This window comes from Streptomyces shenzhenensis (genome assembly GCF_021462265.1).
GTDB lineage: Bacteria > Actinomycetota > Actinomycetes > Streptomycetales > Streptomycetaceae > Streptomyces > Streptomyces shenzhenensis.
In genome coordinates this window covers 1-12,635 of record NZ_JAJONF010000001.1, presented here as the reverse complement: position 1 = coordinate 12,635, position 12,635 = coordinate 1, and the positions used below count along the sequence as shown (strand labels likewise).

Sequence of the window (12,635 nt, the reverse complement as noted above, 5' to 3'; positions counted from 1 at the left end):
ATCACGGCAGCGGCCTGAGCTGCGTCAACTCGTCGTACACGCTGAGCACTTGGGCGACGGTCTCGTCCTCCGTGGGCCAGCTCGCCGCCTGCCGGGCACCCCGCTCGCGCAGCTCCGCGCAGCGCTCGGGGTCGCCGAGCAGGCGTGAGACGGTGGCGGCGAGGGCCGGTGCGTCGCCGTACGCGACCAGCTCGGCCGCGTCTCCGACCAGGTCGGGGATGCCGCCCACCGCGGTGGCGACGAGCGGCACGCCCGCATGCAGGGCCTCCTGCGCGAGGACGGAGCGGGGCTCCCAACGACTGGGCAGCAGCGCCAGATCGGCGGCGGCGAGCAGTTCGGCGATGTCGTCACGGCGCCCGATCAGCCGCACGGGCAGCTCCTCGTCCTCGATCCGCCGCTGCAACGACGCACGCAGTGGCCCCTCGCCGGCGATGACGAGGAGCGGCACCGGGTCGAGCCGGCACCAGGCGCGTGCCGCGTCCAGCAGGACGTCATAGCCGCGATGCCGGTCGAGGGAGCCGACGGCGATGAGCAACGGCCGCCCCATGCAGCCGAGTTCGGCCCGGACCTTGGGCCGCAGCCCCTCCGCCTCGTCCTCGTCCACGGGCCGCCGCGGACCGGGCAGCGCCACGGCGGCGAGCCGGGCGTCCCTGGCACCGGTACGGCGGGCCCGGTCCACCAGGTCGTAGGTGGTGCCGAACACCACGGCGGCCGTCCTCACCACCCGCCGCTCCAGCATCCTCAGCAGATGGGCCCGCGCTCCCTCGGCATGCGCCCGGTTGTGCCAGGTGACGACCAGCGGAGTGCTGCGGCCGCTCAGCGCCAGCACCGCGCGGAAGGAGGCGTGCAGGCCGTGGGCGTGCACGAGGTCGGCGTCCGCGCAGGCGGCGCGGAGTGCCGCGACCGAGCCCGGGTCGCTGCTGCGCGGCACGTGCACATGGTCGGCGCCGACGTCCGAGAAGCCGTAGGCGCGATCGGCCTCGGCGGGGGCGCAGACCGTGACCCGCACGCCCCGCGCGACGAGGCCCGCGGTCAGCGAACGCACGTGCGCGCTGCTGCCGGCGTTGCCGCCGCCCAGCACCTGCACGGTGCGCAGCGGCGACTGACCATGCGGTGCGTTGCTGCTCACGGGGCTCACGCGGCCGGGGCTCCTGGTTAGGCGTGGGGCGGTCACGAGGGAACGTAGAGAAGGTATCGGGGCCGAGGGCATCACCGCGCGCGCCTCCCCCGGACACCGCGTTCCCCTCAAGGATGCCAGCACACAGAGGTGTTCCGGGTATTCCGGGTGTTCCCAGAAGGCACATACCGAGGCGGGCCGGGGCAATGCGTCGAACCGTGTCACCCGTGAGGGTGATGAAACGCCACCGCGGGGAGCACGGCCGGCAGCCTCAGACCACCCCGGCCGTCGCCCTCCGCCCTCCACGCCCCGCGGCCGTTGTCTGCGTCTCCGTCAGTGGCCGGTCAGCGGTCCGCCCGTGCCGTCGCCAGCAGTTCCTCGGCGTGCGCCCGTGCCGTCTCCGAGTCCTCCTGGCCTGCCAGCATGCGGGACAGCTCCCGTACCCGCTCCTCGCCCTCCAGGACCTTCACACCCGAGCGGGTGACCGAGCCGTCGTTGGTCTTCTCGACGAGCAACTGCCGGTCGGCGAAGGCGGCGACCTGGGGAAGGTGGGTGACGACGACCACCTGCGCGGACTTGGCGAGCTTGGCAAGGCGCCGTCCGATCTCCACCGCCGCCTTGCCGCCCACACCCGCGTCGACCTCGTCGAAGAGGTACGTCGGGACCGGATCCGTACCCGCGAAGACGACCTCCACCGCGAGCATCACGCGCGACAGCTCACCACCCGAGGCGCCCTTCGCGATCGGGCGGGGCGGTGCTCCCGGGTGCGGGGCCAGGAGCAGTTCGACCTCGTCGGCGCCCGCCGGGCCGTAGGCCACCGCCCGGCCGCCGACCTCCACGCCCTCCGGGTCCTCGGTCTGCCGGATGGCGAAGGACACGCGCGCGTGCGGCATCGCGAGCGAGCCCAGCTCGGCGGTGACGGCGGCCGCGAAGCGTTCGGCGGCCTCGGTGCGCGCGTCGGTCAACGCCTGTGCGAGACCGCCCAGTTCTGCCCGCAGGGCGTCGCGCTCGGCGGTCAGTTCGTCGATCCGCTCGTCGTCGCCGTCGAGTTCGGTGAGCCGTGCGGCGCCCTGCTCGGCCCACGCCAGCACCGCGTCGATGCCGTCACCGTACGCGCCGTACTTGCGGGTCAGCGCGGTGAGCGCCGCACGCCGCTCCTCCACGGCCGCGAGCCGCAGCGGATCGGCGTCCAGATCGTCGGCGTACCCGGCGAGCTCGCCCGCCACATCGCCGAGCAGGATCCCGACCTCGCCGATCCGGTCGGCGAGCGCGGCCAGCGCCGGATCGTGCGAGCGCACGGCCTCCAGGGCCCGGTGGGCGCCCGCGACCAGGGTGGCCGCGTCGATGCCCTCGGGGTCCTCGGGGTTGCCCGCGAGCGCGGAGTGCGCGGCGGTCGCGGCGGACGACAGGGCCTCGGCGTGCCCGAGCCGCTCGGCCTCCTCGGCGAGCTCGACGTCCTCGCCGGCCCGCGGCTCCACCCCCGCGATCTCGTCCAGCCCGAAGCGCAGCATGTCGGCCTCCTGGGCCCGCTCACGCGCGCGTGTGACGATCTCCTCCAGCTCGGCCGCGACGGCCCGCAGCCGCCGGTAGGCCTCGCCGTACTTGGCCAGCGGTACGGCGACCCCGTCGCCCGCGTACCGGTCGAGGGCCTGCCGCTGCCGGGACAGCTTCAGGAGCCCCTGCTGATCCGTCTGCCCGTGCACGGCCACCAGGTCGTCGGCGAGTTCGGCGAGCAGCCCCACGGGCACGCTCCGCCCGCCCAGGTGCGCCCGCGAGCGGCCCTCGGCGGAAACGGTACGGCTGATCAGCAGCGCCCCGTCGTCCAGCTCGGCACCGGCCTCCTCGGCCCGTACGGCCGCCGAGGCCCCCGCGGGAACGGAGACCCGCCCCTCCACAACCGCCTTCTCGGACCCGATCCGCACGAGCGCGGGATCGGCCCGCCCGCCGAGCAGCAGCCCCAGGCTGGTGACCACCATGGTCTTGCCCGCACCGGTCTCACCGGTGACGGCGGTGAACCCCGGCGACAACTCGACGACGGCGTCATCGATGACTCCGAGGGACCGTATCCGCATTTCTTCCAGCACGGGGAAGACCTTACGAGGTCGAGACGGCGAAGTGCGAGGCCCCCTGTCACCCGGGCGGGTGGAGAACCCACGAGCGCCCGCCCGCATCGACATGCGGCGGATGTGCCCACCCGAAGGAGCAGGCGGCTCCTCACCCCGACGGGGAGCACCCCCACCCGAAGAGGCGCGGGGCTGTATCGACATGCGGCTCCGCCGCGCGGGCACGACAAGCCACGAATCGCCCGCAGCCGTCGAAGCTCCCCAGCCCCCTCCTCCCCACGTACCGTCAGTGCGGCGCCCCCCGCCAGCCGGAGACCGGCAACGCGAACTTCGCGACCAACCGGTCCGTGAACGAAGCGTGATGCAGCCGCGCCAGCCGCACCGGCACCGCCCCCCGCCGCACCTCCACCCGCGCCCCCGGCGGCAACTCCACCGTCCGCCGCCCGTCACACCACAGCACCCCCGGCTGGATGTGCGGCAGCACCTCCACCGCGAGCACCGAGTCCGGCGAGGTCACCAGCGGCTTCGCGAACAGCGCGTGCGCGGAGATCGGCACCATCAGCAGCGCCTCCACCTCCGGCCACACCACCGGCCCGCCCGCCGAGAACGCGTACGCCGTCGATCCGGTCGGCGTCGACAGGACGATCCCGTCGCACCCGAACCCCGTGACCGGCCGCCCGTCGATCTCCAGCACCACTTCCAGCAGCTTCTCGGCGCCCGCCTTCTGCACCGCCGCCTCGTTCAGCGCCCAGTCGGTGTGCACGATGTCCCCGTTGCGGTGCACGACGACGTCGACGGTCATCCGCTCCTCGACCTCGTACGCCCGGCTCACCACCCGGTCGACCACCTTGTCGAGGTCGTCGCGCTCGGCCTCCGCGAGGAACCCGACGCTGCCGAGGTTGACGCCGAGCATCGGCACCCCGGAGGCGCGGGCGAACTCGGCGCCGCGCAGCAGCGTCCCGTCACCGCCGAGCACGATCAGCAGCTCACAGCCGTCGAGGCTGTGCGGCGAGGCCTCCTCGACGAGTTCGACCTCGTCGGGCAACGGCAGGTCGCGGGCCTCGAAGTCCAGGACCCGTACGCCGACTCCGGCCGCCAGCAGCCCCTTCACCACGAGCTCGGCGCTGCGGATCGCGGCCGGCCGCCCGGTGTGAGCGAGGAGGAAAACAGTACGAGCTCGGTTCTGTGTCAACGCGGCCCCTCCGCCACTGCACGGTCAACGTCGGCCGGATCCAACTGATGTGCGCCGGCCCGCAACCACAGAAAGTACTCGACGTTGCCGGACGGCCCGGGCAGCGGACTGGCGGTGACACCCTTCACCCCGAGCCCCAGCTCCCACGCCTTCCCGGCAACCCCCCGCACGGCCTCCGCCCGCAGCTGCGGACTCCGTACGACTCCCCCGCTGCCCAGTCGCTCCTTGCCCACCTCGAACTGCGGCTTGACCATCATCACCAGGTCGGCGTCCGGCTTCACGCACCGCACCAGGGCCGGCAGCACCAGCCCGAGCGGGATGAAGGACAGATCACCCACGACAAGATCCACAGGCTCCCCATCGATCGCTTCAAGCGTCAACTCGCGTACGTTCGTACGGTCCTTGACGGTGACGCGTTCATCGCTCTGCAGAGACCACGCGAGTTGTCCGTATCCGACGTCCACGGCGACGACATGGGCGGCCCCCGCGCGCAGCAGCACATCGGTGAACCCTCCGGTCGACGCACCGGCGTCCAGCGCCCGCCGCCCCTCGACCACCAGGCCCTCCGGGACGAACACCGCCAGCGCGCCGGCGAGCTTGTGGCCGCCCCGGGACACGTACTCGGGATCGCTGTCGTCGGTCTGGACGACGATGGCGGCGGCGGTCTCCACCTGGGTGGCCGGCTTGGTCGCGAGGGTCTTGCCGACGGTGACCCGCCCGGCGGCGATCAGCTGGCTGGCGTGCTCGCGTGAACGCGCGAGCTTCCGGCGGACCAGCTCCGCATCCAGACGGCGACGTGCGACTCCTGCCACGGTGGGTTCAGCTCCTGCTCTGGTGGTACGGCGACACGGGCACCGGGGGTCCCGGAGGTCCCGGGCGGGCGTCGAGCGCGGTCAGCGCGTCGCGCAGCCCCCGGTGCACATCCTCGTACACCTCCAGATGCCCGTCCGTGGCGAGGTGGTCGGCGTCGGCCAGCCGGTCGAGCCCCGCGTCGACCTCGGCGTTGCCGGTCGGGGTGCGCGGGACGTTCAGCGCGGCGGGCGCGGCGGGGTCGTACTCGGGTTCGACGGCGGCCGCTTCCTCGGCCCCCGCCACCCGGCCCTCGGGCACGGAGTCGGTCATGCCCCGACGCTACATCGAACCGCTGGGGTACCGTCGGTCGCGATGGCCACGATCGAGGAGTGCCGCGCCGCACTCGCCAAGCTCTCGCACGGCATGAGCGGTGCCGAGGGAGACGTCCGTGCGGCCGCCGCCATGGACCGCACGGTGAGCTGCCACATCACCGACCTGGACGTCACCTTCGCCGGCCGGCTCACCGGCGGCCGGATCGACGTCGAGGAGACGTTCCCCGGTCCGCCCCGGGAGAAGGCGCAGATACGACTCGCCATGGCGGGTCACGACCTGGTGGCCCTGGTCGACGGCGAACTGAACTTCGCCGGCGCCTGGGGTTCGGGCCGGGTGCGGCTGGAGGCGACCCTGCTGGACCTGTTCCGGCTCAGGAAGTTGTTGTGACCCTTGCCTTCCGGGCGGCCGGCACCACCAGCGGGGTCCCCGTCTCCGGGTCGTCGATGATCTGGCAGCGCAGCCCGAAGACCTCCCGCACCAGTTCGGCGGTGACGATGTCGTTCGGGGCGCCCTCGGCGATCACCCGGCCGCCCCGCAGCGCGACGAGGTGGGTGGCGTACCGGGCCGCGTGGTTGAGGTCGTGCAGCACGGCGACCAGCGTCCGCCCCTGTTCCTCGTGGAGCTCGGCGCACAGGTCGAGGACGTCGATCTGGTGCTGGATGTCCAGGTAGGTGGTCGGCTCGTCCAGGAGCAGCAGCGGGGTCTGCTGGGCGAGCGCCATCGCGATCCACACGCGCTGCCGCTGTCCGCCGGACAGCTCGTCGACGTACCGGTCGGCGAGTTCGGCGACGCCCGTCCGCTCCATCGACTCCTGTACGACCCGTTCGTCCTCGGCGGACCACTGGCGCAGCAGGCCCTGGTGCGGGTAGCGGCCTCGTGCGACCAGGTCACCGACGGTGATGCCGTCGGGCGCGATGGACGACTGCGGGAGCAGGCCGAGGGTGCGGGCGACCTTCTTGGCGGGCATCGACTGGATGACCTGGCCGTCGAGCAGCACCCGGCCCTGGCTCGGCCTGAGCATCCGGGACAGCGCGCGCAGCAGCGTCGACTTGCCGCAGGCGTTGGGGCCGACGATCACGGTGAAGGAGCTGTCGGGGATCTCCACCGACAGCTGCTCGGCGATGACCCGCTGGTCGTAGGCGAGGGTGAGGTTCTCGGCGGACAGGCGGTTCACGGTGTTCCTCTCGCGGTCCGACTCGGGTGTCGGGTTCTTGTCCCGGCCGTCTTCCGGTGTCATATCCGGCCCGCCCGGCGTTCGGTGACGAGGAGCCAGAGCAGATAGACCCCGCCGAGGACGCCGGTGACCACACCCACGGGCAGCTGGTCGGCGCCGAAGGCGCGCTGCGCGGCCCAGTCGGCGGTGACCAGGAGGGTGGCGCCCATGCAGAGGGAGGGCACCAGGTTGGGGCCGGGGGCGCGGGTGAGGCGGCGGGCGAGCTGGGGCGCGGTGAGGGCCACGAAGCTGACGGGCCCGGCGGCGGCGGTGGCGGCCGCGGTCAGCAGGACGGCGGCCACCATCAGCAGCGTCCGCACCCGTTCCACGCGCACGCCGAGGGCGTGCGAGACGTCGTCGCCCATCTCCATCATCCGCAGGCCCCGCGCGTTGACGAGGACCAGGGGCACGAGGACCGCGCACAGTGCGAGCAGCGGCCAGACCTGACTCCAGTCACGGCCGTCGAGGGAACCGGTCATCCAGACGACCGCGCGGGTCGCGTCGACCAGGTCGGCCTTGGTGAGCAGATAGCCGTTGACCGCGGTGACGACGGCGGAGACGCCGATGCCGACCAGGACCAGCCGGTAACCGTGCACGCCCTGCTTCCAGGCGAGGAGGTGGATGGCGAGGCCGGTCACCAGACCGCCGGCCAGCGCGCCGACGGTGACCTGGGCGGCGGTCCCGGACAGCAGCACGATGACGACGAGCGCACCGGAGGTGGCGCCCTGGGAGAGGCCGAGGACGTCCGGGCTGCCCAGCGGGTTGCGGGAGATCGACTGGAACAGGGCGCCGCCGAGCCCGAGTGAGGCACCGACCAGCAGACCGACCAGGACCCGTGGCAGCCGCAGTTCGTTGACGACGAAGTCCTGTCCGGCCGTACCGTTCCCGGCCAGGGTCTTCAGCACGTCGCCGAAGGAGATCGGGAAGTCCCCGGTGCCGATCAGCACGACACTCGCGGCGCACGCGGCCAGCAGCAGCGCGACGACCACGACCAGCGCGCGCACGTCGGTCCGCAGGGAGAGCCCGCCCGGGGTACGCAGCGTGAGCGTGGTCTTCACAGCAGTCCTCACAGCGGTTCTCACATTGGTCCTCACAGCGGTCCTCACGACGGTCCTCACAGCTGGGCCGTCCTGCGCCGTCGTACGAGAAGAATGAAGACCGGCCCGCCGATGATCGCGGTGACGATGCCGACCTGGAGCTCCGCGGGGCGGGCGACGATCCGGCCGATGACATCGGCGCCGAGCAGCAGAACGGGCGACAGGACCGTCGCGTACGGCAGGATCCAGCGCAGGTCGGGGCCGGTGAACGCGCGTACGGCGTGCGGGACCATCAGGCCGACGAAGGCGATCGGACCGCAGGCGGCGGTGGCCGCGCCGCACAGCACGGTGGCGGCGAGCATGGCGAGGGCCCGGGTGCGGGCGAGGCCGACGCCGAGGGCTCGGGCGGTGTCGTCGCCCATCGCCACCGCGTTCAGCGGGCGGGCGAGGCCGAGGGCGAGCAGGGTGCCGGCCGCGAGGAACGGCAGCACCTGCAGGATCGTCGAGTCGCCGGCCGAGGCCAGCGAACCCACCGTCCAGAAACGCAACTTGTTGAGCGCCGCGTCGTCGGTGATCATCACGGCCTGGAGGTAGCCGTAGAGCGCGGCGCTGATCGCCGTACCGGCCAGCGCGAGCCGGACCGGGGTGGCGCCCCGGCTGCCGCCCAGGAGCCACACCAGCGCGCCCACCGCGGCCGCCCCGAGGAAGGCGAACCACACATAGCCGCTGAGGGTGCTGACGCCGAAGTAGGTGATGGCGGTGACGACAGCGGCCGACGCGCCCGCGTTGATGCCGAGCAGTCCGGGGTCTGCGAGCGGGTTGCGGGTGAGCGCCTGGAGCACCGCCCCGGACAGGCCGAGGGCGGCACCGGCCAGCAGGCCGAGGACGGTGCGCGAGAGCCGGGCGCCGACCACGACGTCGCCGTACGTCCCCGTGTCGTGGAACAGGCCGTGCCAGACCTGGTCCAGCGGCAGCTGCTTCGCCCCGATCGCGATGCTCGCCAGCGCGACGAGCAGCAGGATCACGGCGGAGACCAGGAGCCCGAGGGCCCGTACCGCCCGACGGGTCGGGGGCGCGGGGGCGGTGTCCGCGCGCTGCTCGGAAGCACTGTCGACCAACACAAGATTAGGTTAGCCTATCCTCGCATCCCGGTCGGCAACTCCCCGTCGGGTGCGGGGACATCAGAGCCCCAGCCGTGCCAGTGCCTTGCCTCCGTCCAGGTCGCAGGAGCCCTCCCCGGCCGCCGTCCAGGCCGCCGCGCACAGCGCCCGCAGGCCGTCGAGCGACTCGCCCTCACCCTCCAGCTCCAGCCGGTCGGAAAGCGCCGTCGCCGTCCAGCCACCGCACCGGAATCCGTCGCCGTCCGCCGTGACCTCCGGCTGCCCGGTGAGCAGCCCGCGCAGATCGGCGTCGACATAGGTCGGCCGGTGCCGCGGCGGCGCAGCGAGCAGCTGACGCCCGTCGGTGACGCCGGTCAGCACGAGCAGCGAGTCGACCCCGCCGTTGAACGCGCCCTCGATGTCGGTGTCCAGCCGGTCCCCGACCACCAACGGCCGCTCCGCGCCCGTCCGCAGGATCGTCTCCCGGTGCATCGGCGGCAGCGGCTTGCCCGCCACCTGCGGCTCCGCGCCCGTCGCGATCCGGACCACCTCGACCGCCGCCCCGTTGCCCGGCGCTATCCCGCGCCCGCTCGGAATCGTCAGATCGGTGTTGGACGCGAACCACGGCACCCCGCGCGCGACGGCGTACGACGCCTCGGCGAATCGCCCCCAGGGCAGGTCGAGACCGCCGTACCCCTGCACCACGGCCGCCGGATCGTCGTCAGCGGACTCCACCGGCTCAAGTCCCCGCTCCCGCAGCGCGACCCGCAGCCCGTCCCCGCCGATCACCAGCACCCGCGCCCCGGCCGGCACCTGCTCGCTGATCAGCCGCGCGACCGCCTGCGCCGAGGTGATGACGTCGTCGGCCTCCGTCGGGATCCCCAGCTCGGTGAGGTGCTCGGCCACCGTGTCCGGCGTCCGCAGCGCGTTGTTGGTGACGTACGCCAGACGCATGCCGCCCGCACGGGCGACCTCCAGCGACTCCACGGCGTGCGCGATCGCGCTGCCCCCCGCGTACACCACCCCGTCCAGATCGAGCAGCGCCGTGTCGTACGCCGTGCTCAGGGCCTGTCCGATGCCCTCGGGACCAGTCCTGACGCCCTGGCTCATCCCCATCGCTCCTTGTCACTCCTTGTCACTCTTCGTCGACCCGCCCTTTCACCGCCGATCATCCCGCACGCCACTGACACACGTACGATGCCGGGATGAACACTGCAGGTCACTCGGAAGCAACGGAGCCCCGAGGCCTGGAACTGACCCCGTTCCGAGGTCTTCGCTACGACCCGCACCGGGTCGGCAGTCTGGCCGCCGTCACCTCCCCGCCCTACGACGTCGTCGTACGCCCCGACGGAGTACACCACCTCCAGTCGGCCGACCCGCACAACATCGTCCGTCTCATCCTTCCCCAGGCCGGTACCCCCAGCGCCGGTACCGAACAGGCGGCCGACACCCTGCACCGCTGGCAGACCGAGGGCATCCTCACCGCGGATCCCGAACCGGGCCTGTACGTCTACGAACAGCACGACGGGAAGGGCCTGCTCCAGCGCGGCATCATCGGCGCCCTGCGGGTCTCGGAGCCGTCCGAGGGCGTGGTGCTGCCGCACGAGGAGGTCATGGCCCCGGTCGTCGCCGACCGGGCGGCCCTGATGCGCGCCACCTTCGCGAACCTCGAACCCCTCCTGCTCACCTACCGGGGCGACGGCGCGACCGCCGAGGTCATCGAAGCGGTGGCCGGCCGGCCACCGCTCCTCGCCACCACCACGGAGGACGGTTTCCACCACCGCCTCTGGTCGATCACCGACCCCGCCGAGGTGTCCCTGGTCCAGTCCGACCTGTCCCACCACCAGGCCCTGATCGCCGACGGCCACCACCGCTGGGCCACCTACCTGCGTCTACGCGCGGAGCACAGCTCGCCGAGCCCCTGGGACTACGGCCTGGTCCTCCTCGTCGACACCGCCCGCTACCCGCTGCGCGTCCGCGCCATCCACCGCCTGCTGCACGGCCTGCCGGTGGCCGAGGCACTGGAACGCGTCAAGGGCCTGTTCCGGGTACGACGGCTCGACGTCCCGCTCCCGGCGGCCCAGGAGGCGCTGGCGGACGCGGCCTGCGCCGGCAACGCGTTCATGCTGGCCGGCGACGGCGCGTTCCACCTCATCGACCGCCCGGACCCCGCTCTCCTGGCCCGCACGATCCCCGACGACCGCCCAGCCGCCTGGCGCACCCTGGACGCCACCGTCCTGCACGCCACGCTCCTCGACCACGTCTGGCGGATCCCCGAGGACTCCCCCGCGCACATCGCGTACATCCACGACACGGCGGCGACCGTCGACAAGGCCGAGCGGGACGGCGGCACGGCCGTCCTCATGCACCCGGTACGCGAGGAGGTCGTCCGCGACCTGGCCCGCCAGGGCGTGACCATGCCCCGCAAGTCGACGTCCTTCGGCCCGAAGCCGGCATCCGGGCTGGTGCTGCGGGCGCTCGACGTCTGAAAGCAGGAGGGCAGACCCGGTCCAGGCCTGCCCTCCGCACATCACTCGGTCACCCGGTCACTGAGCTCAGTCCTGCTCGGCCTCGAACTCGGCCTTGGCCTCGGAGCCGGACTCGGACTCGGACTCGGGCTCGGACTCGGCGACGGTCTTGGTCCCGGCCTCCGCCTCGGTGTCGTCCGCGACCTTGGTCTCCTCCCGGGTCTCCTCGGCCGACTCTTCGGCCAGCTCTTCGGCGGACTCCTCGTCCAGCGCGTCGACGAACTCGACCCCGTCCAGCTCGGCCAGCCGGTCGGAGGCGTCCGTGCTGCCGTCCCGGTCGGCCTCGACGGCCTTGGCGAACCACTCCCGCGCCTCGTCGACACGCTGAGCAGCGAGCAGGGCGTCGGCATAGGCGTACCGCAGCCGCGCGGTCCACGGCTGTACGGAGCTGGACGCCAGCTCGGGGCTCTGCAGCGTCACGATGGCCGCGTCCAGCTGCCCCATGTCACGCCGGGCACCGGCGGCGACGAGCCGCATCTCGACCTGGCCGGCCTTGTCGAGCTTGTGCACCTCGGGGGCGCCGGCCATGTCCAGCGCCTTCTCCGGCCGCCCGAGCCCACGCTCGCAGTCGGCCATCACCGGCCACAGGTCGACGCTGCCGGTCATACGCCGCGCGGCGCGGAACTCGGCGAGCGCCTCGGCGTACTTCTGGTTCGCGTACGCGGCGAACCCTCCCGCCTCACGGACGGCGGCGACACGGGACGCCAGCCGCAGGGCCACCTTGGAGTAGCCGTAGGCGCCCTCGGGGTCCTCGTCGATGAGCCGGGCGACCATCACCAGGTTCTTGGCGACGTCTTCCGCGAGCGTCTTGGGCAGGCTCTGCAGTTCCTGCCGCACGTCCTTGTCGATCTCCTCGCCGGTGACGTCCTCCGGGATCGGCAGCCGCTTGATCGGCTCCCGGTCCCGGTCCCGCTCCCGCTCGTCCCGGAAGCGGCCGCCGCCATGGCGGTCGTCTCGACGGTCGTCGCGACCGCGGTAACCGCCACCGCGGTTGTCGTCCCGGCGGAAGCCACCGCCCCGGTCGTCACGGCGGGGGCCACGGTCGCGATCGTCGCGACCGCGATCGTCGCGCCGGCCGTAGCCGCCACCTCGGTTGTCGTCGCGGCGGTCGTCACGACGGCCGTGACCACCGCGGTCGTCACGACGCTCGTGACCACCGCGGTCGTCACGACGGTCACCGCGGTCACCGCGGTCGTCACGACGGAAAGCCGGACGTTCACCACGGTCGTCACGACGGAAGCCAGGACGGTCGCCCCGGTC

Annotated in this window: 13 protein-coding genes; 3 read left to right on the top strand and 10 right to left on the bottom strand. The window is 72.9% G+C overall.

The window, feature by feature from the left end:
• Nucleotide 1: 1 nt before the first annotated feature.
• The 5 genes from LQ326_RS00065 to LQ326_RS00045 all read right to left on the bottom strand — a co-directional run bounded on the left by LQ326_RS00065 (nucleotide 2) and on the right by LQ326_RS00045 (nucleotide 5,494).
• Nucleotides 2-1,138: a glycosyltransferase family 4 protein gene (locus LQ326_RS00065; protein WP_234531233.1), complete on the bottom strand. Its 1,137-nt coding sequence runs from the start codon at nucleotides 1,136-1,138 to the stop codon at nucleotides 2-4.
• 323 nt (nucleotides 1,139-1,461) lie between these two features.
• On the bottom strand, nucleotides 1,462-3,189 hold the full coding sequence (gene recN, locus LQ326_RS00060; protein WP_234531880.1) for a DNA repair protein RecN: 1,728 nt from the start codon (nucleotides 3,187-3,189) through the stop codon (nucleotides 1,462-1,464).
• A 277-nt stretch (nucleotides 3,190-3,466) separates the two neighbouring features.
• Complete coding sequence (locus LQ326_RS00055; protein WP_132889008.1) at nucleotides 3,467-4,372, bottom strand: NAD kinase; 906 nt, start codon at nucleotides 4,370-4,372, stop codon at nucleotides 3,467-3,469.
• The gene (locus LQ326_RS00050) at nucleotides 4,369-5,184 is read right to left on the bottom strand and encodes a TlyA family RNA methyltransferase (RefSeq protein WP_234531232.1); all 816 of its coding nucleotides are present in this window, start codon (nucleotides 5,182-5,184) and stop codon (nucleotides 4,369-4,371) included. The genes LQ326_RS00055 and LQ326_RS00050 overlap by 4 nt, the downstream gene beginning before the upstream one ends.
• A 7-nt stretch (nucleotides 5,185-5,191) precedes the next feature.
• Entirely contained in the window at nucleotides 5,192-5,494 is a 303-nt protein-coding gene (locus LQ326_RS00045; protein WP_234531231.1) for a hypothetical protein, read from the bottom strand.
• A gap of 42 nt (nucleotides 5,495-5,536) precedes the next feature.
• On the opposite strand from LQ326_RS00045, the gene LQ326_RS00040 reads away from it, so the two are divergent.
• Nucleotides 5,537-5,884, top strand: coding sequence for a sterol-binding protein (locus LQ326_RS00040; RefSeq protein WP_234531230.1), 348 nt, complete (start codon nucleotides 5,537-5,539; stop codon nucleotides 5,882-5,884).
• On the opposite strand, the gene LQ326_RS00035 is transcribed toward LQ326_RS00040, so the two are convergent.
• The 4 genes from LQ326_RS00035 to LQ326_RS00020 are packed head-to-tail and all read right to left on the bottom strand — an operon-like array spanning nucleotide 5,868 to nucleotide 9,957.
• A complete protein-coding gene (locus LQ326_RS00035; RefSeq protein WP_234531228.1) occupies nucleotides 5,868-6,734 on the bottom strand; it encodes an ABC transporter ATP-binding protein in 867 nt (288 codons plus the stop codon). The genes LQ326_RS00040 and LQ326_RS00035 overlap by 17 nt on opposite strands.
• Entirely contained in the window at nucleotides 6,731-7,768 is a 1,038-nt protein-coding gene (locus tag LQ326_RS00030; protein WP_234531226.1) for a FecCD family ABC transporter permease, read from the bottom strand. The genes LQ326_RS00035 and LQ326_RS00030 overlap by 4 nt, the downstream gene beginning before the upstream one ends.
• 56 nt (nucleotides 7,769-7,824) lie before the next feature.
• Nucleotides 7,825-8,868: a FecCD family ABC transporter permease gene (locus LQ326_RS00025; protein WP_234531224.1), complete on the bottom strand. Its 1,044-nt coding sequence runs from the start codon at nucleotides 8,866-8,868 to the stop codon at nucleotides 7,825-7,827.
• 60 nt (nucleotides 8,869-8,928) lie between these two features.
• On the bottom strand, nucleotides 8,929-9,957 hold the full coding sequence (locus LQ326_RS00020; RefSeq protein ID WP_234531222.1) for an HAD-IIA family hydrolase: 1,029 nt from the start codon (nucleotides 9,955-9,957) through the stop codon (nucleotides 8,929-8,931).
• A 95-nt stretch (nucleotides 9,958-10,052) separates the two neighbouring features.
• Here LQ326_RS00020 and LQ326_RS00015 point away from each other — a divergent pair, with 95 nt between their 5' ends.
• A complete protein-coding gene (locus tag LQ326_RS00015; RefSeq protein WP_234531220.1) occupies nucleotides 10,053-11,336 on the top strand; it encodes a DUF1015 family protein in 1,284 nt (427 codons plus the stop codon).
• Nucleotides 11,337-11,402: 66 nt separating this feature from the next.
• Here LQ326_RS00015 and LQ326_RS00010 read toward each other — a convergent pair whose 3' ends face one another.
• Nucleotides 11,403-12,212, bottom strand: coding sequence for a tetratricopeptide repeat protein (locus tag LQ326_RS00010; RefSeq protein ID WP_234531218.1), 810 nt, complete (start codon nucleotides 12,210-12,212; stop codon nucleotides 11,403-11,405).
• A 105-nt stretch (nucleotides 12,213-12,317) separates the two neighbouring features.
• Between LQ326_RS00010 and LQ326_RS00005 the strand changes: the two genes are divergently transcribed.
• Nucleotides 12,318-12,635: hypothetical protein (locus LQ326_RS00005; protein ID WP_234531216.1), on the top strand; the 318-nt coding region annotated here is incomplete at its 3' end.

Excerpts from the sequence above, each read along its gene's own strand:
- recN (WP_234531880.1), bottom strand. The coding sequence starts at position 3,189 with ATGCGGATACGGTCCCTCGGAGTCATCGATGACGCCGTCGTCGAGTTG.
- LQ326_RS00035 (WP_234531228.1), bottom strand. The coding sequence starts at position 6,734 with ATGACACCGGAAGACGGCCGGGACAAGAACCCGACACCCGAGTCGGAC.
- LQ326_RS00015 (WP_234531220.1), top strand. The coding sequence starts at position 10,053 with ATGAACACTGCAGGTCACTCGGAAGCAACGGAGCCCCGAGGCCTGGAA.
- LQ326_RS00045 (WP_234531231.1), bottom strand. The coding sequence starts at position 5,494 with ATGACCGACTCCGTGCCCGAGGGCCGGGTGGCGGGGGCCGAGGAAGCG.
- LQ326_RS00040 (WP_234531230.1), top strand. The coding sequence starts at position 5,537 with ATGGCCACGATCGAGGAGTGCCGCGCCGCACTCGCCAAGCTCTCGCAC.
- LQ326_RS00020 (WP_234531222.1), bottom strand. The coding sequence starts at position 9,957 with ATGAGCCAGGGCGTCAGGACTGGTCCCGAGGGCATCGGACAGGCCCTG.